16 protein-coding genes are annotated in these 23,325 nt (G+C 70.3%); 10 read left to right on the top strand and 6 right to left on the bottom strand.

The genetic code is table 11. The annotated features are described in order from the left end of the window. Nucleotides 1-63: 63 nt before the first annotated feature. The 3 genes from cobT (at nucleotide 64) to OG504_RS37840 (ending at nucleotide 3,906) form a co-directional block, all read left to right on the top strand. Complete coding sequence (gene cobT, locus OG504_RS37850; protein ID WP_405993840.1) at nucleotides 64-1,278, top strand: nicotinate-nucleotide--dimethylbenzimidazole phosphoribosyltransferase; 1,215 nt, start codon at nucleotides 64-66, stop codon at nucleotides 1,276-1,278. A gap of 178 nt (nucleotides 1,279-1,456) precedes the next feature. Beyond that, nucleotides 1,457-3,223, top strand: a complete 1,767-nt coding sequence (locus tag OG504_RS37845) for a phosphatidylglycerol lysyltransferase domain-containing protein (RefSeq protein ID WP_405993839.1) — start codon at nucleotides 1,457-1,459, stop codon at nucleotides 3,221-3,223. Beyond that, the gene (locus tag OG504_RS37840; RefSeq protein WP_405993838.1) at nucleotides 3,220-3,906 is read left to right on the top strand and encodes a hypothetical protein; all 687 of its coding nucleotides are present in this window, start codon (nucleotides 3,220-3,222) and stop codon (nucleotides 3,904-3,906) included. The genes OG504_RS37845 and OG504_RS37840 overlap by 4 nt, the downstream gene beginning before the upstream one ends. A gap of 112 nt (nucleotides 3,907-4,018) precedes the next feature. Here OG504_RS37840 and OG504_RS37835 read toward each other — a convergent pair whose 3' ends face one another. Beyond that, nucleotides 4,019-4,786: a hypothetical protein gene (locus tag OG504_RS37835; RefSeq protein WP_405993837.1), complete on the bottom strand. Its 768-nt coding sequence runs from the start codon at nucleotides 4,784-4,786 to the stop codon at nucleotides 4,019-4,021. 60 nt (nucleotides 4,787-4,846) lie between these two features. Between OG504_RS37835 and OG504_RS37830 the strand changes: the two genes are divergently transcribed. Next, complete coding sequence (locus OG504_RS37830; protein WP_405993836.1) at nucleotides 4,847-5,623, top strand: adenosylcobinamide-GDP ribazoletransferase; 777 nt, start codon at nucleotides 4,847-4,849, stop codon at nucleotides 5,621-5,623. A gap of 93 nt (nucleotides 5,624-5,716) precedes the next feature. Here OG504_RS37830 and OG504_RS37825 read toward each other — a convergent pair whose 3' ends face one another. From OG504_RS37825 to OG504_RS37805, 5 genes are all read right to left on the bottom strand, one after another. Continuing rightward, the gene (locus tag OG504_RS37825; RefSeq protein ID WP_405993835.1) at nucleotides 5,717-6,517 is read right to left on the bottom strand and encodes an endo alpha-1,4 polygalactosaminidase; all 801 of its coding nucleotides are present in this window, start codon (nucleotides 6,515-6,517) and stop codon (nucleotides 5,717-5,719) included. Continuing rightward, nucleotides 6,514-7,164 carry a spherulation-specific family 4 protein gene (locus OG504_RS37820; protein WP_405993834.1) on the bottom strand — a complete coding sequence of 217 codons (651 nt, stop codon included), beginning with the start codon at nucleotides 7,162-7,164 and terminating at the stop codon, nucleotides 6,514-6,516. The genes OG504_RS37825 and OG504_RS37820 overlap by 4 nt, the downstream gene beginning before the upstream one ends. Further along, nucleotides 7,161-8,624 (bottom strand): hypothetical protein, encoded by a 1,464-nt coding sequence (locus OG504_RS37815; RefSeq protein ID WP_405993833.1) that lies wholly within the window; start codon nucleotides 8,622-8,624, stop codon nucleotides 7,161-7,163. Before OG504_RS37815 ends, OG504_RS37820 begins: the two co-directional genes overlap by 4 nt. After that, a complete protein-coding gene (gene pelF, locus OG504_RS37810) occupies nucleotides 8,621-10,147 on the bottom strand; it encodes a GT4 family glycosyltransferase PelF (RefSeq protein WP_405993832.1) in 1,527 nt (508 codons plus the stop codon). Before pelF ends, OG504_RS37815 begins: the two co-directional genes overlap by 4 nt. Before the next feature lie 105 nt (nucleotides 10,148-10,252). Next, the gene (locus OG504_RS37805) at nucleotides 10,253-12,280 is read right to left on the bottom strand and encodes a hypothetical protein (RefSeq protein ID WP_405993831.1); all 2,028 of its coding nucleotides are present in this window, start codon (nucleotides 12,278-12,280) and stop codon (nucleotides 10,253-10,255) included. 354 nt (nucleotides 12,281-12,634) lie between these two features. On the opposite strand from OG504_RS37805, the gene OG504_RS37800 reads away from it, so the two are divergent. From OG504_RS37800 to OG504_RS37775, 6 genes are all read left to right on the top strand, one after another. Continuing rightward, nucleotides 12,635-14,152 (top strand): leucyl aminopeptidase, encoded by a 1,518-nt coding sequence (locus tag OG504_RS37800; RefSeq protein WP_405993830.1) that lies wholly within the window; start codon nucleotides 12,635-12,637, stop codon nucleotides 14,150-14,152. Nucleotides 14,153-14,453: 301 nt separating this feature from the next. Further along, complete coding sequence (lpdA, locus tag OG504_RS37795; RefSeq protein WP_405993829.1) at nucleotides 14,454-15,842, top strand: dihydrolipoyl dehydrogenase; 1,389 nt, start codon at nucleotides 14,454-14,456, stop codon at nucleotides 15,840-15,842. A gap of 57 nt (nucleotides 15,843-15,899) precedes the next feature. After that, nucleotides 15,900-17,726: a 2-oxoglutarate dehydrogenase, E2 component, dihydrolipoamide succinyltransferase gene (sucB, locus tag OG504_RS37790; protein ID WP_405993828.1), complete on the top strand. Its 1,827-nt coding sequence runs from the start codon at nucleotides 15,900-15,902 to the stop codon at nucleotides 17,724-17,726. A gap of 654 nt (nucleotides 17,727-18,380) precedes the next feature. Next, the gene (locus OG504_RS37785) at nucleotides 18,381-19,004 is read left to right on the top strand and encodes a GntR family transcriptional regulator (protein ID WP_405839241.1); all 624 of its coding nucleotides are present in this window, start codon (nucleotides 18,381-18,383) and stop codon (nucleotides 19,002-19,004) included. A gap of 273 nt (nucleotides 19,005-19,277) precedes the next feature. Continuing rightward, nucleotides 19,278-21,980 carry a pyruvate dehydrogenase (acetyl-transferring), homodimeric type gene (gene aceE, locus OG504_RS37780; RefSeq protein ID WP_405993827.1) on the top strand — a complete coding sequence of 901 codons (2,703 nt, stop codon included), beginning with the start codon at nucleotides 19,278-19,280 and terminating at the stop codon, nucleotides 21,978-21,980. Between the two features lie 255 nt (nucleotides 21,981-22,235). After that, entirely contained in the window at nucleotides 22,236-23,216 is a 981-nt protein-coding gene (locus OG504_RS37775; protein ID WP_405993826.1) for a helix-turn-helix transcriptional regulator, read from the top strand. Nucleotides 23,217-23,325 lie beyond the last annotated feature (109 nt).

Raw genomic sequence — 23,325 nt, 5'->3', positions numbered from 1 at the left:
TCCGGGGCGCGTGGTGGCCATGTGGCGCTGTCGCGTTCGATCGCTGCCGGTACTGTTCGGCGAATGAGCTCGCTTAATCTCGACGACTTCACCGATCTGATCGAGCGCCCCGACGGCGGTGTGCGCCGTGACGCAGAGGCGCGCCGCGAACGTCAGATCGTGCCGCCCGGGTCGCTGGGCCGACTCGACGACCTGGGTGAGTGGCTGGCGGCGGCGCAGGGCGCCGTGCCCGTGCGGCCGGTCGAACGGCCGCGTGTGGTGTTGTTCGCGGGCGACCACGGGATCGCCGAACTCGGTGTGTCGGCCCGACCGGCGGGCAGCGCCAGGGAGTTGGTGCGGTCGGTGCTGGAGGGCGGCAGCCCGGCGGCGGTGCTCGCGCGGCGGCTCGGGGTGCCGGTGCGGATCGTGGACATGGGCCTGGACTGCGATCCCGGTTCACTGCCGGACGCGGTCGTGAAGCACCGCGTACGGCGGGGCAGCGGGCGTATCGACATCGAGGACGCGCTGACGCTGGAGGAGGCGACGGCCGCGTTCGAGGCGGGGGTCGCCGTAGCGAACGAGGAGGCCGACTCCGGTACGGATCTGGTGGTCCTCGGTGATGTGAGCGTCGGCGGTACGACGCCTGCCTCCGTGCTGATCGCGGCACTGTGCGGGACCGACGCGTCCGTCGTCACCGGGCGGGGTGGCCTCGCGATCGACGACCTGGCGTGGATGCGCAAGTGCGCGGCGATCCGGGACGCGCTGCGGCGGGCCCGGCCGGTGCTGGGCGACCAGTTGCAACTGCTCGCGACGGTGGGCGGCGCCGACCTCGCCGCGATGACCGGGTTCCTGCTGCAGAGCGCCGTACGGAAGCTGCCGGTGATCCTGGACGGCGTCGTCGCCGCCGCGTGCGCGCTGGTGGGCCAGCGGGTCGCGTTCCGGGCACCGGACTGGTGGCTCGCCGGCCAGAACAGCGGCGAACCGGGCCAGGCGAAGGCCCTGGACCGGATGGCCCTGGAGCCCCTCCTCGACCACGGCGTGACCGTCGGCGAAGGCGCGGGCGCACTGCTCGCGCTGCCGCTGGTACAGGCCGCGGCGGCGCTGGCGGCCGAACTCCCCCTGAAACCGGAGGAGTTGGAGGAGGCGGAGGAAGCGTCGACGGAGGCGGAAAAGTCGGCGGAGTCTTCCGTGGCGCCTGAAGCGGCGGCCGAGCCGGAGCGGGCCGAGGAGCCGGAAGCAGTCGTGGGTCCGGAGAAGGCCGACGATCCGGCCGAGGTCGAGAAGCCGACCGACGCGTAGCAGCCGGCCGGGATCGAGAACCCGACCGGGACCGAGAAGCCGGCCGCTGTACGGCAGCCTGCCGGGGTCGACAAGTCGGTCGGCCCGGGCCAAGGAGTCCGAGGAGTGACCGGGGCGTGATCGTTGTGGCGGCGGATAAGAACCGTTCGTCGCGACAACACCCATATGATCCTCCTTCATGGGAGATGTCCGGGTCGGGCCCGTTCAGGAACGTCATAGCTCAGGCGCCTCGCGGCGGGCCGCGGCCTTCGCCGTCTGGTATCTGCGGGCCGTCGCGTTCATCAACTTCCTCAGCGCCGCGTGGGTTTCGCTGGGGCAGGACGTACGACGGCACAACCAGGAGAACTTCTTCACCCCGTACCTGCTGACGGCAGGCTTCGCGTCCGGGGTGTTCACGGCGTTCCTCGCCATCACCATGCGGCGCCGCAAACGCGCCGCGTGGATCCTGAACCTGGTGGTCAGCGGGCTGTTCCTCGCGCTGTTCGGGTTCGCGATGTCGTTCCAGGAGATCCGCCGGTACCCGCAGAACTGGATCTCCCTGGTGCTGACCGCGGCCTTCGTCGGCGCACTCCTCGTGGGGCGGCGGGAGTTCTACGCCAAGGGCGACCGGTCCAACCCCCGGCTCGCCGCCGTCGTCGCCGTCGGCGGCACCCTGGCCGCCTCGCTGCTCGCCGCGCTGCTGGTGACGGTCACCAACCAGGCGCACGACGCGTCCCGTTCGACGTTCGTGGAGCGCTGGCGCTACGGCGCGTTCCGGCTGGTGTCCATCGCCGCGCCGGAGAATCGCTTCCCCGGCATCTGGACCCCGAACTGGGTCAACGTCGTCATCAACGTCCTCAGCACGGTCCTGGTCCTCGCCGTGTTCTACGCCGCGTTCCGCTCCCGGCGCGCCGTCGACCCGCTCACCGAGGACGACGAGAAGAAGCTGCGGGCGCTGCTGGAGCGGCAGGGCGAGCGGGACTCGCTCGGGTACTTCGCGCTGCGCCGGGAGAAGAGCGTGGTGTGGTCGCCGACCGGCAAGGCGGCCGTCGCGTACCGGGTCGTCGGCGGGGTCTCGCTGGCCTCGGGCGACCCGATCGGCGACCCGGAGGCGTGGCCCGGCGCGATCGAGCCGTGGCTCGCGGAAGCCCGCGTTCACGGATGGATTCCGGCCGTCATGGGCGCGAGCGAGGAAGCCGGCACCGTCTACGCACGGCACGGCCTCGACGCCCTCGAACTCGGGGACGAAGCCCTCGTCGAGGTCGCCGAGTTCACGCTGGAAGGGCGCGCCATGCGGACCGTGCGGCAGGCCTTCAACCGGGTGAAGCGGGCCGGGTACACCGTGCGGATCCGGCGGCACGAGGACATCCCGGCCGACGAGATGGCGTACCTGCTGAAGCGCGCCGACGACTGGCGGGACGGGGCCACCGAGCGCGGGTTCAGCATGGCGCTGGGGCGGCTCGGCGACCCGGACGACGGGCGCTGCGTGATGCTCGAATGCACCGACGGGGAGGGCGAGTTGAGGGCGGTGCTGTCCTTCGTGCCCTGGGGTCCGCACGGGCTGTCGCTGGACCTGATGCGGCGCGACCGCGACTCCGACAACGGGCTCATGGAGTTCATGGTGATCGAACTCCTCCGCCGCGCCCAGGAGATCGGCATCACCCAGGTCTCGCTCAACTTCGCCATGTTCCGCTCGGTCTTCGAACGGGGGGCGCGGATCGGCGCCGGGCCGGTGCTGCGGCTGTGGAGGTCACTCCTCAGCTTCTTCTCGCGCTGGTGGCAGATCGAGTCGCTGTACCGCGCCAACGCCAAGTACCGGCCCATCTGGGAACCCCGGTTCCTGCTCTTCGAGAAGAGCGCGGACCTGCTGCGCATCGGCCTCGCGGCGGCGCGCGCGGAAGGCTTCCTGGAGGCGCCGGGCCTGCCGAAGTGGCTGCACCGCAAGCACCTGGAGACCCACAGATGAACCGCCTCGCCCGCTGGGCCCGCGCCGAATGGGGACTGCTCTACGTCACCGTGCGCGAGCCGCTGCTGAAGCGGCGCCGGCGGGCGATCCCGATGACGATCGGGGCGGTGCTGCTGACGGCGCTGCTGCAGTTCGTGCAGAACCAGTCCTGGGGCTACCAGTTCGTGCAGGACACGGGCGCGGTACGGGCCGTCGATCCGCTGTGGCTGGCCCTCCTCCGCACCCCGCTGTCCCTCTTCGTCCCGGCCCTGGACCTCCCCGTGTGGGGCGCCCTCGCCCAGATCCTCTTCGTGTTCGGCATCGCGGAGATCTGCCTCGGCCGCTGGCGCACGCTGGTCATCGCCTACGCCGCGACGCTCGCCGGCACGCTGTACGCGCGGCTGGGCATCTGGCTCGGCTTCGACAACCCCTTCGGGCTGCCCAGTTCGGACCGGCTGGTCGTGGACACGGGTCCGTCCGCGGCGGTGGTCGGCCTCGCGGTGTTCGTCGCGTGGCGCTACGGCGCGTATGCGACGGCGCTGGCGGTGACCGGGGCGATGGTGATCGAGGTGATGCTGAAGGGCAACCTCGCGGGCAAGGAACACCTGGCGGCGATCATCGCAGTGGGGCTGCTGTGTCTGGCTTCGGCGGTGCGGCACCGGCGGGGTGGCTTTGGGCCGGCGTCGGGTAGGCGGTCACGGTGAGGCCGCCCCGGCTGCGCCAGGGACCCTTCTCCCGCAAAGTGTGACAGTTTTTCGGAAAGTGACACACTTTCCGCGACATGGGTCCCTCCCCCGGCGATCCGCCCCCTCCTCCTCACCGCCGCCCGGGAATCCGTACCGGCTCCGGATCCGGCTTGCCCCCGATCCAGTCCTGGAAAGCACGGCGGGGCCCCGCCCAGCGGCGGTCGTGGTGGTAGGCGCGGAGGGTGGAACGGGCTCGGGCCCGGTGGCGGCGGTTGCGGTAGAAGCGCTTCGCCCAGGGGGAACCCGGGCGGGCCAGGCGGATCGCGCCGACGACGGCGACCAGCGGGACGAGGATGCCGAAGACCGCGGTGCGGGCCTTGCCCTTGCTCAGCGCGATGAGGGAGAACAGAAAGTTCACGGCGACGCTGACGATCACGCCGGCGCGGTCGTGGAGTTCGGAGGCGGTGAGGTCGTTGACGCCGAAGGGTGAGAAGCCGGCCAGGACGAAGCCGACCAGGGCCGCCGTGAGTACCACCGCCTCGACGCTCTTGCGGCCCGCCTCGGTCCAGTACACGTCGTCGAGGTAGAGGATCAGCGCGAACTCGTCCAGGACCAGGCCCGCGCCCATGCCGAAGACGATCGCGAACACCGCCGATCCGACGCCGTAGCGGGTGCTTGCCACCGCGCCGAAGCCGCCGATCACGGTGAGGACCACACCCGGGACGACGTGGTGGATGTGCACGTCGCCGGCCTTGATGTTGCCGAAGGGGCCCTTGCCGGCGCGGATCAGGCGGGTGATGACCCGGGTGATGAGGAAGGTCAGGACGAAGGCGGTCAGCGCGAGGAGGAGCGGGAGTTTGCCCGGCTCGACGATGTTGCGGTGCAGCCAATGTCCCATATGCGCACTTTAGTCACGGCCGCGGTGGGCGCCCTCCTGACCGCCGGGTAATCTGCGCCGGTGTCCAAGACCTCGCCCCTCGACGGCCTCCGCTTCGCGTTCGGCACGCTGACTGTTCTCCCGGTCGGGGTGACCCGCTGGGATCGGGGTGCCGCGCGCGCCGGGATGCTGGTGGCGCCGGTCGTCGGGGTGGTCGTCGGGGGGTGTGCGGCGGGGGTCGGGCTGCTGTTTCTGTTCCTGGGGGCGGGGCCGTTGCTTGCCGCCGTCGGGAGCGTTGCCGTGCCTGCCGTTCTTACGCGGGGGCTGCATCTGGATGGGCTTGCGGACACTGCCGATGGGCTTGGTAGCGGGAAACCGGCCGAGGATGCGCTGCGGATCATGAAGCAGTCGGACATCGGGCCGTTCGGGGTGCTCGCTCTTGTTTTCGTGGTTCTGGGGCAGGTGGCTGCGCTCTCCCAGCTCTACGGCGACTCGTGGGCCCGGGGTGCGGTCGGGGCCCTTGTTTCGGCGGTCGCCGCACGGCTTGCGCTGACGCTTGCCGCGCGGGTGGGGGTGCCTGCGGCTCGGCCGGAGGGGTTGGGGGCGGCGGTCGCCGGTGTGGTGCCGGTTCGCTGGGCGCTGGGCCTGGGGGTGGGGGTCGTGGTCGTGGGTTGGGCGTTCGGGGTGGCACTGGGGATCTATGGGATCGGCCCCGCGTTTGTTATGGCCCTGGTTGTCGCTGAGTTTCTTCTGCGGCACTGTCGGCGGCGGTTTGGTGGGGTTACCGGGGACGTGTTCGGAGGGCTTGCGGAGACTGCGGCTACGGCCGCGTTCGTGGTGCTTTCGTTTGGTGGGTGAGTGCCGGTTCGTCGTGGCTGGTCGCGCCCACGCGGCGGTAGCCGCATATCAAATACAGCCCCGCGCCCCTAAGGGAACTGCCCTCAGGCTTGTTCAACAGGAACGACGCCATGCTCCCAGTTCGTACTTCTTCTCCAGTGAACTCAGCTTCAGGCGGCGGGAGTCGGCGCAGAAGCGGGTCGTCGGGAGGTCGTACTCGACGTGGAAGACCGCCTTGTTCGCCTTGATGAACGGGGTCAGGGTGTCGCACTCGTCGTACTGGGCGCACTGTTCGTTGACCGCGAAGTCGAAGTCGGTCACCAGGGCGGGGATTTGGTCCAGGTCGTTCTTCAGGCCGACTGCCATGCCCCGGTCGTGGGCGAGTTTCGCGATGAGGCGGTTGTAGCGGAGTTGGTCGGCTGCTTTGAGGGGGAAGCCGGTGTCGTTCTCGTAGCCGTCCATGTTGTCGGGTTCCACCGCGTCGAAGCCCTTGTCGCGGCACATGTCCAGGCGGGCCGCCATCAAGGGTTCGAGGACGTCCGTGTTGCGGATGTCGAGCCAGCGTTCGCCCTTCCAGCCGTTGCCCTTGCCCAGGACCGCCTTGGGGAACTTCTTCGCGTCGGGGCGGAAGTCCTCCCAGGCGCCGGTCGAGATGTAGCAGATGACCTTGCGGCCCTTGGCGTGCAGCGCGGTCACCGTCGCCTTGGAGTGGTCGAAGCCGTCGATGTCGTAGACCGGGACGTCGACGGAGGTGTCCAGGCGGCCGCTCAGTTGCCACTGCCAGGCCACCCCCGGGCGGGGCTGCCAGCGCTTCCCTGTGGTCTGTGTGGGGGTCGGCTTGTCGTCGGGGGTGGAGGTGCAGCCCGCGAGCAGCAGCAGGAGGAGCAGGGTTAGCGGCAGGGTGGGGCGTCTCACTGAACGGGCTCCAGGGTGTGGGGCAAAGTACCCCACGGATGATCTCCCACGCCCGGTACCGCGCAGTGCACCGAGGCCCCCCTGGCTCGGGCCTCCGCTTCGAACTCGGCGTCGGGCGGGACGCCGTAGACGAGGTGGCCGAAGCGGATTCCTGTGGTGCCTCGCCAGGACTGGCGCGGTAGTTGGCGGTACGTCGTCCAGGGGCCCTCGAAGGTCACCAGGACGTCGGCTATGCGGGCGTACGACGGGTGCGGGGTCGTGCCATGGTTCAGGACGAGCGTGGCGCAGCCTGTGCCCCAGGCGGCGGTGGCAATGCGTTGGTAGTGCCTGAACTCCTGCTGGTCTGCCGCCACTTGGTCCAGGAAGGCACCGTCCGTGTCGTACCAGTCCCGGTAGTGGGTCAGGTCCTTCACTACGTCTGCGTACGGGCGGCGGCCGTAGTCCGTGTCCGTGTAGCCGAGCAACCTCACCTCCGCCGCGCGGAGTTGGGCCGCCACCTCGGCGAAGGCCGGGTCCGGGGCTTCGCCGGGGCCGCTGGCCGGGTTGAGGACCACGGCGTAGAGGCGGGGGGCCGCCGCCACGATCGCGGCCCATTCCGCGGGGCGGACGGTCGGGTGTTCGTAGTACGGGACCAGGAGTTGGCTCATCGGTGTGCCGTAACCCTGCCCAACAGGGCGCAGATCAGGGCCGCTTGGACCAGGGCCGCGGTGCCGTTCACGTACAGGGCGATCCAGTGCGGGCCTGCTGCGTGGGTGAGGAGGGCCAGCGTTTGGGCCGCTGCTGCCGTACAGCAGGTCGCTGCCGCGCCCAGGACCGCGCCGAAGGACTGCAGGAGCAGGCCCGTCCACAGGACCGTGCCGAGGAGGAGCAGGGCGGCGAGGCTTACTCCGCCGGGGGCTGGGGTGTGGGGCCAGAGGGTGGTGGCCAGGAGGGTCAGGGCGGAGAGGGCTGCCAGGTAGGCGGTCAGGCACAGGGTGAGGGTTTGGCCTGTTGTGCGCCAGAAGGCCTTGGGGGTGCGGCTGTTGCGTAGGCCGGTGAGGCTGCCGCTGCGGAAGCGGTACAGGAGCCATTCGGCTGGGCCCATGCTCAGGGTCAGGGCGACTGCGGCGACCGCGCTGCCGCTCAGGGCGGCGTAGAGGACGAGGGCGCCGCTGCCCAGGCCGAACAACGCGAAGGGGAGGGAGCCTGTAAGTCGGGGCGCCATTGTGGTTTTTTGTCTACGGGTGCGTTGTGGCTGGTCGCGCCCACGCGGCGGTAGCCGCACATTGAATACAGCACCGCGCCCCTTGAAGCCGATCCCGTCAGGCCTTATTTCAAGTAGAGCGAGTGTCGTCACCGCCAGCAGGGAGCCCAGCAGCAAGGTCAGTCTCAGCGCGTCCGGAATCGGCTGAAGCATGGCCACGACCGCGACCGCCGTCATCGGCAACAAGGTTGCCAGCAGGGCCCGTTCGCGGCCCATGACCAGGAGGACCGTGGCTGCGCCCAGGTAGCAGGACTGGCCTGCCGCGAAGGCCACGGCCGCCGGGTGGGCCGTGCCCGCTACCGCGAGGGCTACCGCGGCGCCCAGGAGTGCGCCCAAGGGGGCGCCGGTGAGGAGGCTGTGGCGGGCTGCCGGTTTGTCGCCCAGGCCCAGCCAGGAGTACGCGCGGTGGGCCAGGCCCTGGTTCCAGGTCCAGCCGACCAGGGCGCTTGCCAGGAGGGGGACGGTGCCTGCGAGGAGGGGGGCGCCCAGGACGTAGCCGAAGCCGGGGAGGGCGAAGACCACGCCTCTCAACAGGCAGCCGAGCAGACCTACTTGCCAGGGGTCGTGGACCGGGCCGTCCGGTTCCGGGAAGCGGCGGGCTACGCGTTCGTACAACTCCTCCGCCAGGGCGAAGGAGTTCTTGACGCCGTAGCGCTCGCGTATCTGGTCGTCCGACATGCCGTCGGACTCCAGGAGGGCCGCTATCTCGTCGGGGTGCACGGCCGCGGCGACGAACTCGTCCAGGCGGTCGGCCAGTTCGTCGATCGGGTCCGGCTCGGCCCAGCTCGGTGAGGGGCGTTGCCTGGGGATGCCGGGGACGGTGTCCGAACTCGCCCCCGGCGGCAGCCAGATGGAACCGGTCACCAGTCCGTCCCGTCCGTGGCGACGGCCTTGTACCACGGATCGCGCAGTTCCGCGGTCCAGTCGGCGACGGTCTCGACCGTGGGCTCGTACACCTCGGGGCGGCCCGCGAGCTCCTGGTAAATAGTCCGGAAATTGTCCACCGAGCGACGCAACGTGAAGCGCTCAATGACCCTCTGGCGGGACAACTCCCCCAATTTCAGGCGGCGTTCGTCGTCGCGGAGGAGGGTGAGGGCGGCGGCCGCCATCTTCTCCGGCTCGCGCGGGGGGACCACGAGGCCGGTGTCGCCGACGGCCTCGCTGACCCCGCCGACGTCGGTCGAGACGGTCGTACGGCCGCAGGACATGGCCTCGATGATCGAGAAGGGGAAGCCTTCGGAGATCGAGGAGAGCATGACTACGTGACCTGCCGCGTAGGCGCGCCAGACCTCGCTGATGCGGCCCTCGAAGGTGACGCCGTCGGTGACGCCCAACTCGGCGGCGAGCTTCTCGAGTCTGGTGCGGTAGGCCTCGCCGCCGGCCGGGACGGGGCCGAAGAGGCGCAGCCTGGTTTCGGGCATTTCCGCGCGGACGGCCGCATACGCGCGTAGAAGTGTTTCAAGGTCCTTGATCGGGTCCACGCGGCCGCACCAGGAGAGCGTGGGGATCTCCGGTTCGGGGCCCGCGTGCGGGAAGGCGGCCGGGTCGACGCCGTTGTAGACCGTGCGGATCTTGTCGGCGTCGGCGCCGCCGCGCTCCTCCCAGCGGCGGTTGTACTGGTTGCACGGGGTGATCAGGTCGGCGGCCTTGTAGCCGAGGGAGTTCAGCTCGCGGTAGAAGCCGAGCATGAACGCCTTCACGGGCCAGCGCTGGCCGTCGCGGCGGTAGCCGAGGTAGCGCTCGCGCAGGTAGATGCCGTGCTCGGTGAGGAGGAAGGGCACTCCGTCGAGCTTCTTGGCGGCGAGCGCGGGCAGGGTCGCGAGGCCGCTGCTGACGGCGTGGGCGACACAGTCCTCGGGGATGCGGACGCCGAGCGGGCGAAGTGCGTGCTCCAGCAGGTCCGTTGCGGTGAGCGCGTCGTGAACTGTGGGGCGGGCGGCGGCCGTTGCCAGGTGCGGCATCGTCCATATCCACATCAGCGAGCGCAGCGCGGTCTCGGTGCGCAGGGCCGCCGACAGGCGTCCCTGGCGGGCGAGTCGGGCCAGCTCGTAGAGGCTCTCGCCGAAGTCGCAGTGCGCCTCGGGGTCGAGGAAGGAGAGCAGGAACCGCTCGTAGGAGTCGACGAAGCGGCGGCGGGCGGCGCCGTACAGGCCGTGCCTGTGGCGGCCCGGGCGCGGTCCCCAGGTCGGGACGGACGTGTGCCGGTAGGCGTTGGACGGCAGCTCCCAGGTCACGGGTTCGCGACCGCTGCCGGTGAGCGACAGGATGTGGAAGTCCACCTCCGGCATGCCCTTGACGAGCTGGTCGCACCAGGTGCTGACCCCGCCGTGGACGTGCGGATAGGTGCCTTCGGTGAGCATGGTGACATGACGGCCTGTGCGCATCATGCGAGTTCCCCCCTGCGGAACTGTTGACGGCTCTGGGGCGTACCCCGACCGGTCTGTGGGGGGCCGGGGTACGCGTGATGGCTGGCTGCGCTGCGTGTCGTGGGGTCAGGCGGGCAGGTTCAGCGTGAGAGCGGTCTGCGTAAGCTCCGGCGTGGTCCAGGCCGAGCGCTCTCCCGCGTACGGCGTCCCGAACGCGGTGGTGCCGAGGGGAAGTTGCTTGGTGGTCCCTTCCGGTGCGGTCAACGGGATCTGGATCCCTGTGGGGGCGTTGACGGTGACGGTGGTGCCGATCCGGTACGCCTCGACGTCGCCGTTCGTGACGGCGGTCTGCCAGGCGGTGCGGTTCTGCAGTTCGGTGCCGATCGCGCTCTCCCGCAGGTTCTCCAGCGGGGTGTTGTCGGCGAACAGCGCCTGGTAGCCGGCGAGCACCTGGTCCAGGACCGGGTAGAGGACGCGGTCCTCGGCCAGGTTGGACTGGTGCGCGTAGTGCGGGAGCGGGTCGTTGCTGATGGCGTGGCCGAGGTCGGTGGCCGCCTCCTGCGGGACGATGTAGTCGTCGTAGCCGGTGGCGGTGTCCAACGGGGCTGCCAGGCAGGTGGAGTCGGGGTTGTTCTCGCAGACTCCGCTGCCGCCGTCGGCCGTGGAGGTGTAGATCCAGTTGTACTCGTCGGCCATCTCGGCCTTGGTGCCCGCGTTGTAGTACACGTTCATCGGGTAGCGCGGCACGGTGAGCGAGTCGCCGACGGCCCGCTGGTCGCTCTCGCGGGAGTGGTCGGAGGCCGTCCACGTGATGCCGTTGTCGGCGAGGGCGCCGGCCAGGTTCGGGTTGTCGTCGGGCTGCTGCGGCAGCGTCTTCAGACCCGAGTGCTCACCGGTGACCAGCTCGTCCCGCTCGACCGGAAGGCCGTTCGCCAGAGCCCAGTCGTAGTTGTTGGCGATCTCCGCGGAGATGTCGGCCCGGCTCATGTACTGGGTCGAGCCGTCGGCGTTCTTCGTGCAGCTCCACGGCACGGACGTCAAGTCCTGGACGCAGCCCAGGAATTCGTGCGTGTACGTGTGGTTGATCCAGCGGAAGTCGGCCTTGTCGGCGAGGAGTTGGTCGGTCAGGGCGTCCGTGCCGCCGTTCTCGCTCTTCCAGTCCTCGCCCAGGCCCGCGTTGAAGGCCAGGTCGAAGGTGAAGGCGTGGTCCTGCTCCCACTGGGCCGCGTACGCCGCGTCGGCCGCGGTCATCCGGATCGGCACACTGTCCGAGCCCTCGCCCGCGGCGCAGTCGTAGTCGCCGGGCGTGCAGTTGAGCTCGGTGTCCCAGCGGTCGTCGGGGGCGAAGACGTCGTCGACATGCACGGAGAAATAGTTGCGCGCCTGGCCCAGGTGTACGCCCTGAGTCAGCCATTCGACGATGCCGCGCGCCAACACCCGGAACTGCTGCTGGTATTGGTTGTACGCGAAGGTCAGCACCAGTTCACGGCGTCCGTCGTGGGCGTACTCGCCGACCAGGCTGCCGCGCCCGGTACCGCCCGGTACGGCGGTGTCGACATAGCTCGTGAAACCGGTCCGAGGCGTGGCCACGAAGCCGTAACTCTCCTGTACGGACGCGGAGTTGTCCTCGAACGTGAGCGGTCCGTCAAGATAGCCGAAATAGCCCGCCTTGCCGTCGGACGTGACATCTGCCTCATGCCCGTCGAGTGCCCCGGAGTAGGCCGCGTAGTCGAGACCGACCTCCGGGTGCGCCCAGGTGTAGGCGTCGACCTGAGGGATGCCGTACGTCGTCTCGTAGCCGTCCAGCGCGGTCTGTTCCGCCGAACTCGTCCCGAACGGCGCCTCGTTGGGCAGGACGACACCCTGGTACTTCGCGCGGGGCGTGCCGTCGACCGTGTCGCTGAGGAAGGCCGCGTCGATCGTGGGGCGGCCCGAGTCGTTCAGGTTCACAGTCGTGTACGGAATGCCCTCGCTCTTCAGCTGGGCGGCGATGGCCTGGACGGGACTGTCTCCGTTGTCCACGACGAGTACCTTGAGATCGATGCGAGGCTCGTCCGCGGCCGATGCGCCGGGTGCCTCCAGGCCCAGCACCAGCAGTCCCGCGGCCGCCAGTACAGCGGCCCCGGTTCTCCATCCGCGCGTTCTGTGCGCCATGTCGTCCCTCCCCCAAGCGATCCTCCCTGTGGTCGTCTCGCGGAGGATCCGTGGAAATCATGCAAATCGATGAGCATGTCGCCCACATGAACCCCACGAGTGTGGCGCAGGACATCCAGGGTCAGGATCGAGAAGTGGCCACTCCGCTTCCGGTAGGTGAACCCCTCGCGGGAAGAGGTGAACCCCCCGCGGGAATGAGCCGTCATACACACGCGCGTACGCTCGTCCTGGGCGCTCCACCAGCCCCCTATGCCCACCACCGCCGCAGGTCGGAAATAGGGTCGGCTGTCGGGCCCGGTCGACCCACCCCGATCGACCACAGGAACTTCACATCGGAAGCGAGAATTCACCACTGTGACTGCTCTCACTCTCAGCACCGCCGCGGCGCCCGGCCTGCGGGCCGACGCGATCGTGATCGGTGTCGGCAAGGGCGGCAAGGGCCCGGTCGTCGCACCGGGCGCCGACGCCGTGGACAAGGCGTACGACGGCAGGCTCGCCGGCGTCCTGGAGACCCTGGGCGCCTCCGGTGCCGAGGGCGAGATCACGAAGCTGCCCGCACCGGCCGGCTTCAAGACCCCGCTCGTGCTCGCGGTGGGACTCGGCACTGAGCCCGAGGAGGGCGAGGCGTACGGCGCCGAGGCGCTGCGCCGGGCCGCCGGTGCCGCCGCCCGCGCGCTCACCGGCGCCAAGAAGGCCGTCTTCGCGCTCCCCCTCGCCGACGCCGCCGACGCCGGCGCGATCGCCGAGGGCGCGCTGCTCGGCGCGTACTCCTTCGACGCGTACAAGGGCGGCGCCAAGGACGCCAAGGGCAAGGCCCCGCTCGGCGAGGTCGCCCTGCTCGGCGGCAAGCCGCGCGACAAGGAGTACAAGGCGGCCGTGGAGCGTGCGCTCGCGGTCACCGAGGAGCTCAACCGCGCCCGCGACCTGATCAACACCCCGCCGAACGACCTCGACCCCGAGGCCTTCGCCGCCGTCGCGCAGACCGCGGCGAAGGAGCACGGCATCAAGGTGCAGGTGCTCGACGAGAAGGCCCTGGAGAAGGGCGGCTACGGCGGCATCCTCGGCGTCGGCGCCGGTTCCGCGGCCGGTCCGCGGCTGGTGAAGCTGTCGTACACGCACGCCGACGCCACCAAGCACCTCGCGTTCGTCGGCAAGGGCATCACGTACGACTCGGGCGGCATCTCGCTCAAGCCGGCCGGGCACAACGAGACGATGAAGTGCGACATGAGCGGTGCGGCCGCCGTGTTCGCGGCCGTCGTCGCCGCCGCGCGTCTGGGCCTCGCGGTCAATGTCACCGGCTGGCTGGCGCTCGCCGAGAACATGCCGTCGGGCTCCGCGACCCGTCCTGGTGACGTGCTGCGGATGTACAGCGGCAAGACCGTCGAGGTCCTCAACACGGACGCGGAGGGCCGCCTTGTTCTCGCGGACGCTCTGTGGGCCGCGTCCGCCGAGAAGCCGGACGCGATCGTGGACGTGGCGACGCTGACCGGGGCGATGGTTCTGGCTCTCGGGAGCCGGACGTTCGGTGTGATGGCGAACGACGACGCGTTCCGCGCGGCGATCGTGGACGCGGCCGAGGAGGTCGGTGAGCCGTCGTGGCCGATGCCGTTGCCTGAGCACCTGCGTAAGGGGATGGACTCCCCCACCGCCGACATCGCGAACATGGGTGAGCGGATGGGTGGCGGGCTCGTCGCCGGGCTGTTCCTGCGGGAGTTCGTGGGTGAGGGGATCACCTGGGCCCACGTCGACATCGCGGGGCCCGCGTTCAACGAGGGCGGGCCGTTCGGTTACACGCCCAAGGGTGGGACCGGGTCTGCGGTGCGGACGTTGGTGCGGCTTGCGGAGCTGACTGCGGCCGGGGATCTGGGCTGACGTTCGCCTAGTAGCTCGATGCCTTGGGTGCGTGGGCGACTGCGGGACGGTCTGTGGCCGGTCGCGCAGTTCCCCGCGCCCCTAAGGTGTCGCCCCTTAGGTATCTCATCGAAGAACCGTCTCTCATGTGAGCGTGTGGTGTCTCACACCCGGGCCCGGCGTCTCGTTGGGCCCCGACAAGTGCGAAGATGGGCTCGGCAGGACAGGGCCCCCACCACAGGGCCGAAGAAAGAGCGGCCGGACACCAGCCGCCGACCGGTCGTCGCCGACCGGCGTGGCGCACATGCATGGAGGACGTGACGTGGCGAACGACGCCAGCACCGTTTTCGACCTAGTGATCCTCGGCGGTGGTAGTGGCGGGTACGCCGCGGCGCTGCGCGGGGCCCAGCTGGGTCTGGACGTCGCCCTGATCGAGAAGGACAAGGTCGGCGGCACCTGCCTGCACCGAGGTTGCATCCCCACCAAGGCCCTGCTCCACGCGGGCGAGATCGCCGACCAGGCCCGCGAGAGCGAGCAGTTCGGCGTCAAGGCCACCTTCGAGGGCATCGACGTACCCGCCGTCCACAAGTACAAGGACGGCGTGATCTCGGGCCTGTACAAGGGACTCCAGGGTCTGATCGCATCCCGCAAGGTGCACTACATCGAGGGTGAGGGGCGGCTCTCCTCCCCCACCTCCGTCGACGTCAACGGCCAGCGCATCCAGGGCCGCCACGTCCTGCTGGCGACCGGCTCCGTGCCGAAGTCGCTGCCGGGCCTGGAGATCGACGGCAACCGGATCATCTCCTCGGACCACGCCCTCGTCCTGGACCGCGTCCCGGAGTCCGCGATCATCCTGGGCGGCGGTGTCATCGGCGTGGAGTTCGCCTCCGCGTGGAAGTCCTTCGGCGCCGACGTGACGATCATCGAGGGCCTGAAGCACCTCGCCCCCCTTGAGGACGAGAACTCCTCCAAGCTTCTTGAGCGCGCGTTCCGCAAGCGCGGCATCAAGTTCAACCTGGGCACCTTCTTCTCGAAGGCCGAGTACACCGAGAACGGTGTCAAGGTCACCCTCGCCGACGGCAAGGAGTTCGAGGCCGAGGTGCTGCTCGTCGCCGTCGGCCGCGGGCCCGTCTCCGCCGGTCTCGGCTACGAGGAGCAGGGCGTCGCGATCGACCGCGGTTACGTCACGGTCGACGAGTACATGCGGACGAACGTCCCGACCATCTCCGCCGTCGGTGACCTGGTCCCGACGCTCCAGCTCGCGCACGTCGGCTTCGCCGAGGGCATCCTGGTGGCGGAGCGTCTGGCCGGTCTGAAGACCGTTCCGATCGACTACGACGGTGTCCCCCGGGTGACGTACTGCCACCCCGAGGTCGCCTCCGTGGGCATCACCGAGGCCAAGGCCAAGGAGATCTACGGCGCGGACAAGGTCGTCGCTCTGAAGTACAACCTCGCGGGCAACGGCAAGAGCAAGATCCTCAACACCTCGGGCGAGATCAAGCTCGTCCAGGTGAAGGACGGTGCCGTGGTCGGCGTCCACATGGTCGGCGACCGCATGGGCGAGCAGGTCGGCGAAGCCCAGCTGATCTACAACTGGGAAGCGCTGCCCGCCGAGGTCGCCCAGCTGATCCACGCCCACCCGACGCAGAACGAGGCGCTCGGCGAGGCCCACCTGGCACTGGCCGGCAAGCCTCTCCACTCCCACGACTGACCCCCTCGGTCGGACGACGACACAGACTTCCGCAATTCGTAAGGAGCAACCGAAACCATGGCGGTTTCCGTAACCCTTCCGGCGCTCGGTGAAAGCGTCACCGAGGGCACTGTCACCCGCTGGCTGAAGGCCGAGGGCGAGCGAGTAGAGGCCGACGAGCCGCTGCTCGAGGTGTCGACCGACAAGGTCGACACCGAGATCCCCTCCCCCGTCGCCGGTGTGCTGGCCTCCATCAAGGTGGCCGAGGACGAGACCGTCGAGGTCGGCGCCGAGCTGGCCGTGATCGACGACGGTACCGGCGCCCCCGCCGCTGCCCCGGCCCCGGCCGCCGAGCCCGAGGCGGCTCCGGCCCCCGAGCCCGCTCCGGCCCCGGTCGCCGAGGCCCCCGCGGCTCCGGCGCCCGCCCCGGCGGCCCCCGCCGAGGCGCCTGCCGCTCCGGCCGGTGGCGCCTCCGGCACCGACGTCGTGCTGCCCGCACTGGGCGAGTCGGTCACCGAGGGCACCGTCACCCGTTGGCTGAAGGAGGTCGGCGAGGAGGTCGCGGAGGACGAGCCCCTCCTGGAGGTCTCGACCGACAAGGTCGACACCGAGATCCCCTCCCCGGTCGCCGGCGTCCTGCTGGAGATCCTGGTCGGCGAGGACGAGACCGCCGAGGTCGGCGCCAAGCTCGCCGTCGTCGGCGCCCCGGGTGCCGCTCCGGCGGCTGCCCCGGCCCCCGCCGCCCCGGCGCCCGCTCCGGCGGCCGCCGCTCCGGCTCCGGCCCCCGCGCCGGTGGCCCCCGCGGCTCCGGTCGCACCGCCCGCCCCGGCTCCGGCTCCGGCGCCCGCTCCGGTCGCCGCCGCTCCGGCGCCGGTCGCCCCCGCAGCTCCGGCCCCCGCGCCGGTCGCCGCTCCGGCTCCGGTGGCCCCGGCCGCTCCGGCCCCCGCCGCGGCGCAGGCGACGGACGACGGCGCGTACGTCACCCCGCTGGTGCGCAAGCTCGCGTCCGAGAACGGCGTGGACCTGTCCACCGTCAAGGGCACCGGCGTCGGCGGCCGTATCCGCAAGCAGGACGTCATCGCCGCCGCCGAGGCAGCGAAGGCCGCCGCTGCGGCCCCGGCTCCGGCCGCAGCCGCCGCACCGGCCGCCACCGCCAAGAAGGCCCCCGTCCTGGAGGCCTCCCCGCTCCGCGGCCAGACCGTCAAGATGCCCCGCATCCGCAAGGTCATCGGCGACAACATGGTCAAGGCGCTGCACGAGCAGGCGCAGCTGTCCTCGGTCGTCGAGGTCGACGTCACGCGGCTGATGCGGCTGCGCGGCCAGGCGAAGGACTCCTTCGCCGCCCGTGAGGGCGTCAAGCTCTCCCCGATGCCGTTCTTCGTGAAGGCGGCGGCCCAGGCGCTGAAGGCCCACCCGGCCATCAACGCCCGGATCAACGTCGAGGACGGCACGATCACCTACTTCGACACCGAGAACGTCGGTATCGCGGTGGACTCCGAGAAGGGCCTGATGACCCCGGTCATCAAGCACGCGGGCGACCTGAACATCGCCGGTATCGCCAAGGCCACCGCCGAGCTCGCGGGCAAGGTCCGGGCGAACAAGATCACCCCGGACGAGCTGTCCGGCGCGACCTTCACCATCTCCAACACCGGTTCGCGCGGCGCCCTGTTCGACACGATCATCGTGCCCCCGAACCAGGTCGCGATCCTCGGCATCGGCGCCACGGTCAAGCGCCCGGCGGTCATCGAGACCGAGGACGGCACGGTCATCGGCGTCCGCGACATGACGTACCTGACTCTCTCCTACGACCACCGCCTGGTGGACGGCGCGGACGCCGCCCGCTATCTGACGGCGGTCAAGGCGATCCTGGAGGCAGGCGAGTTCGAGGTCGAGCTCGGCCTGTAGCCGGCTCGCCAGCCACCTGGCCTGTTTGTTCGTACGGTGCCCCCGTTCCGGAGCTTTCCGGGCGGGGGCACCGCGCGTTTCCCGCACGGGCAGCGGCAGGGCGTACGTCGTGTCCAGGCAGCCCGGTGAGGTGGGTTCCCGCTGCGCCGCCCGCCGGACCACGGCCCCGGGCTGCGCCCGCAACGCTCGCTGGGGAGCCTGCGCGGCGGTAGCGGGTCGCGCCCGGGGGCATGCCGTCGAGCGTCCCGGCGTACGATCCCGTCGGGTGCCGGCGCCGGTGTGGCCGCCGGGCGTACAGCCGACCCCGGCCGACTCGGCCCAACTCCCGGGCGCCGTCCGGTCTCACGAAGACGCGGGTGCCGCCGGGGGCGGGATGTCGGCGATGATCCGTAGCCGCGCGGTGCCCGTCCGGCCGCACACCGGAGTGAGCGCCGGTCGACAACCGGTCACCCTCACCGTCATCAGCCCGGGACCACGGGCCCCGCTTCGAACACCCCAGTTCATCGCGCCCCCCGACGCCCCGAAGGGCACCCGCGCACTCCGCCCACCAGCATGTAAGTCTCGTCTCACCTGCATGAAAGCGCCCCCGTGCGCCCCTCCCGAGCGGGCGTGCGGCCTTATTGTCTAAACGTCAAACGCCCTTAAGGAGCTCTCATGACCGCGCCCGTCGTCCACTCGCTGCGCGAACAGATCCGCGAGCACATCGTGGAGGGGATCGTGAGCGGTCGCTGGAAGCCGGGCGAGCGGATCGTGGAGCGGCGGATCGCGACCGAGCTCGAGGTCAGTCAGACGCCGGTGCGGGAGGCGTTGCGCGAGCTGGAGTCGCTGCGGCTGATCGAGTCCGCGCCGAACAAGGGCGTACGCGTACGGAACCTGACCGCGGCCGACCTGGAGGAGAGCTACCCGGTGCGGGCCGGTCTCGAAGCGATCGCCGCTGAGCTGGCGGCCGAGAAGCTGGCCCAGGACTGCTCGGCGCTCGAACCGCATGTCGCCGCGCTCTACGAGGCCGACCGGGACGCGGACGGGACCGGCCAGGTCCGCCACACCGTCGGCTTCCACCGCGAACTGGTCCGCGCCGCCGGCAACTCCGTGCTGCTGCACACCTGGGAGGGTCTCGGCATCGAGGTGTTCACCGCCCTGTCGATCCGCTGGCTGGGGACGGTCCAGCAGTCGTACGCGGAGGAGCACGAGGAGCTGGTGGCCGCGTTCCGGCGCCGGGATCCGCGGATCGCGGAGCTGGTGAAGGCGCACGTTCTGGGCTGCGCCCCGCGCCCGTGACGCAGCCGAGCGCAGCCATGCTCACCTGCGAAAACTCCCCGGAAATCAGCCAAAATCACGGCACCCGGTGCCCCCACAAAAGGCACGCCGTGCCGACTTTCTCGTAATCAAGATATTTTGCCCGGGAACCTTTGATCGATCATCGATCAGGGAGTTACAGTCACCGACGGGCTCCTACAAGGGCCCGCCGCCCTGTCCTGCCAAAGACCAAGGGCACCCCCGAAATCCCCTTGCCGATGAGGGAACCCCCCTTCGACCGAGGAAGGCGGCGTTATGACCGACCCCTACGCCATCCAGCCGAGCGAGCTCGACCAGCTCCCGGACCGCGACCCCGAGGAGACCGCCGAATGGCAGGCCTCCCTGGACGCCGTCGCGAAGGCTGCCGGCCCGCACCGTGCCGCGTACCTGATGCGCCGCACGCTGGAGCGCGCGGAGGGCAACGGCGTCGCGCTGCCCAAGCTGCTTGAGACGGACTACGTCAACACCATCCCGACCGCCGCCGAGCCGTCCGCGCCCGGCGACGAGGCGCTGGAGCGCCGGATCACCGCGTGGAACCGCTGGAACGCGGCGGCGATGGTGACCCGTGGCGCGAAACACGGCGTCGGCGGCCACATCGCGACCTTCGCGTCCGCGGCCTGGCTGTACGAGACGGGCTTCAACCACTTCTTCAAGGGCAAGGAGGCGGACGGCTCCGGCGACCAGCTCTACATCCAGGGCCACGCCTCCCCCGGCATCTACGCCCGCGCCTTCCTCGACGGCCGCCTCACCGAGGCGCACCTCGACAACTTCCGCCAGGAGGCCGGCGGCAACGGCCTCCCGTCGTACCCGCACCCGCGCCGCCTGCCCTGGCTCTGGGAGTTCCCGACGGTGTCGATGGGCCTCGGCCCGCTGTCGGCGATCTACCAGGCGCGCTTCAACCGCTACCTCACCGCGCGCGGCATCAAGGACGTCTCCGAGTCGCACGTCTGGGCGTTCCTCGGCGACGGCGAGATGGACGAGCCCGAGTCGACGGCGGCACTCGCACTGGCGAGCCGCGAGGGTCTGGACAATCTCACCTTCGTCATCAACTGCAACCTGCAGCGCCTCGACGGCCCGGTCCGCGCGAACTTCAAGATCGTGCAGGAGCTGGAGGCCCAGTTCCGCGGCGCCGGCTGGAACGTCATCAAGTCGCTGTGGGGCAACGCCTGGGACGAGCTGTTCCAGCTCGACACCACGGGTGCGCTCGTACGCCGCCTGCGCGAGGTACCGGACGCCCAGGTGCAGACGTACCAGACGCGCGACGCGGCCTACATCCGCGAGGACTTCTTCGGCAAGGACCCGGCGCTCGTCGAGCTCGCGAAGCTGCTCAGCGACGACAAGATCCTCGAGTGTTTCCACCTCTCGCGCGGTGGTCACGAGGCGAGCAAGGTCTACGCCGCGTACAAGGCGGCCGTAGAGCACAAGGGCGGCCCGACGGTCATCCTGGCGCAGACGGTCAAGGGCCACACGCTCGGTGCGGGCTTCGCGTCGAAGAACGCCAACCACCAGATGAAGAAGCTGTCGACGGACGAGTTCAAGCAGATGCGTGACCTGCTCGAACTCCCCATCAAGGACAGCGACTTCATCGACGGGGTCGTTCCTTACGGCCACCCCGGCGCCGACTCCCCCGAGGTCCGTTACCTCCAGGAGCGCCGCGCGGCCCTCGGCGGCCCGGCCCCGGCCCGCCGCACGCACGCGCTCGCTCCGCTGCCCTCCGCCGCCGACAAGACGTTCGCGTCCTTCGACAAGGGCTCGGGCAGCCAGAACGTCGCTACGACGATGGCGTTCGTACGGCTCGTCAAGGACCTGGTCCGCGACAAGGAGACCGGCAAGCGCTGGGTGCCGATCGTCCCCGACGAGGCGCGCACCTTCGGCATGGAGAGCCTGTTCCCCTCCCTCGGGATCTACTCCCCCAAGGGCCAGACGTACGAGCCCGTCGACCGCGACCAGCTCATGTACTACAAGGAAGCCAAGAACGGCCAGATCCTCAACGAGGGGATCACCGAGGCCGGTTCGATGGCGGACTTCATCGCCGCGTCGACGTCGTACGCGACGCACGGCGAAGCGATGATCCCCTTCTACATCTTCTACTCGATGTTCGGCTGGCAGCGCACGGCCGACCAGATGTGGCAGCTCGGCGACCAGCTCGGCCGCGGGTTCCTGGTCGGAGCGACGGCGGGCCGTACGACCCTCACGGGCGAGGGCCTTCAGCACGCGGACGGTCACTCCCCCGTGATCGCGGCGACGAACCCGGCGGCGCTGTCGTACGACCCGGCGTTCGCGTACGAGGTCGCGGCGATCGTCAAGGACGGCATCCGCCGCATGTACGGCGAGGCGGCCCCGGGCGAGGACTCGAACGTCTTCTACTACCTCACCGTCTACAACGAGCCGATCCCCCAGCCCGCCAAGCCGGCCGGCCTCGGCATCGACGAGGGCATCGTCAAGGGCCTGTACCGCTTCAACACGGCGGAGTCTGCTGGGCTTTCGCCTGCTGCCAACGCGGCGCGGATCCAGCTGCTGGGCTCCGGTACGGCGATTCACTGGACGTTGAAGGCGCAGCAGTTGCTCGCGGAGGAATGGGGTGTGGCGGCCGACGTGTGGTCGGCCACGTCCTGGACGGAGCTGCGGCGCGACGCTCTGGACGCGGATGCGGCGTTGCTGCGGGGCGAGGAGCGGGTGCCGTACGTCCGTCAGGCGCTTCAGGGTGCCGAGGGGCCTGTGCTCGCGGTCTCCGACTACATGCGCCAGGTTCCCGACCAGATCGCGCAGTGGGTCGAGCAGGACTGGTCCTCGCTGGGTGCGGACGGGTTCGGTCTGTCGGACACGCGTGACGCGGCTCGGCGGTACTTCGGTGTCGACGCGGAGTCGATCGTGGTCGCGGCGCTGGCGCAGCTGGCGCGGCGTGGGGAAGTGAAGGCTACGGCGGTGAAGGAGGCGCGGGAGCGGTACGGCCTGTAGGGGAGTTTTTTCGCCCCCGCCGCCCCTACCCGTCCCATCCTCCTGGGGCTCCGCCCCAGACCCCGCTCCTCAAACGCCGGAGAGGCTGAAAATCAGCCTCTCCGGCGTTGAGCATTCAAGCGCCCGGCCGCACCACTCAGCCCGTCCGGCGTTTGAGGACGAGGCCGTTCAGGCCGAAGCGGGGGTCTGGGGGCGGCAGCCCCCAGTGATGGGACGGGTAGGGGCGGCGGGGGCGAGATCCCTCATCATGAAGTCATGCGCGCTGCCCGTCTCATCAAAATGGTGCTGCTGCTTCAGTCCCGGCCCTCGATGACCGCCGCCGAACTGGCCAGCGAGCTGGAGGTCTCCGAGCGGACCATCACCCGGGACGCGCAGGCACTGTCGGAGGCGGGCGTCCCGGTGTACGCGGATCGAGGGCGGGCCGGCGGGTACCGGCTCGTCGGCGGGTATCGGACGCGGCTCACCGGGCTGGGCCGTAGCGAGGCCGAGGCGCTCTTCCTGAGCGGAGTCCCGGGGGCGTTGCGCGAGATGGGGTTGGAGGATGCCGCGTCGGCCGCGCGGTTGAAGGTGTCCGCGGCCTTGATGCCCTCCCTGTCGGATGCCTCGCACGCGGCAGCCCAGCGGTTCCACCTCGACGCCCCCGGCTGGTTCACCGAGCCCAAGACACCCGAACTGCTCCCCGCCGTAGCGGACGCGGTCTGGGACGACCGGAGGCTGGTCGCACGGTACCGGCGCGACGACTCCGACGTCGAACGGGAACTGGAGCCATACGGACTCGTCCTCAAGGCGGGCGTCTGGTACCTGTGCGCGCGGGTCACCGCCGGCCTCGATTCCTACCGGGTGTACCGCATCGACCGGTTCACGGCGGTCGAGCCGAGCGCCGAACGCTTCGTACGGGACCCGGATTTCGATCTTCCGGGGTTCTGGGACGAGCGAGCCGAACAGTTCGCACGGTCGATCCTGCGGGCCGAGGTCGTGGTGCGGGTGTCGGCGGACGGGGTGCGGAGACTGCCGTACGCCGTCGATCCGGCCGCCGCGAGGGAGGCCCTGGAGATCGCGGGCGAGCCGGACCCCGACGACGGGTGGGTGACGGTGACCCTCCCGGTGGAGTCCGAGGAGGTCGCCCACAGCCAGCTCGCGGGACTCGGCCCGGACGTGGAGGTCCTGGCCCCGGAGAGCCTGCGGGCACGCTTCACGAACGACGCGCTACGGCTGGCCGCGCTGTACAGAACATGACCGCCACCCATGAGGACGACCGCACCGCCCCCTCACGACCCCGCCCATAACGATCTGCCCCGCTCCAGGTGACAATCCGCTGCACTCCACGTGCGCGCACCCCCTCCAG

Origin of the sequence: Streptomyces sp. NBC_00986 (genome assembly GCF_045162565.1) — a bacterium.
In the GTDB taxonomy this organism is placed as follows: Bacteria; Actinomycetota; Actinomycetes; order Streptomycetales; family Streptomycetaceae; genus Streptomyces.
Note: the sequence above shows the minus strand (reverse complement) of the source record. Positions and strands in the feature narration are given on the sequence as shown.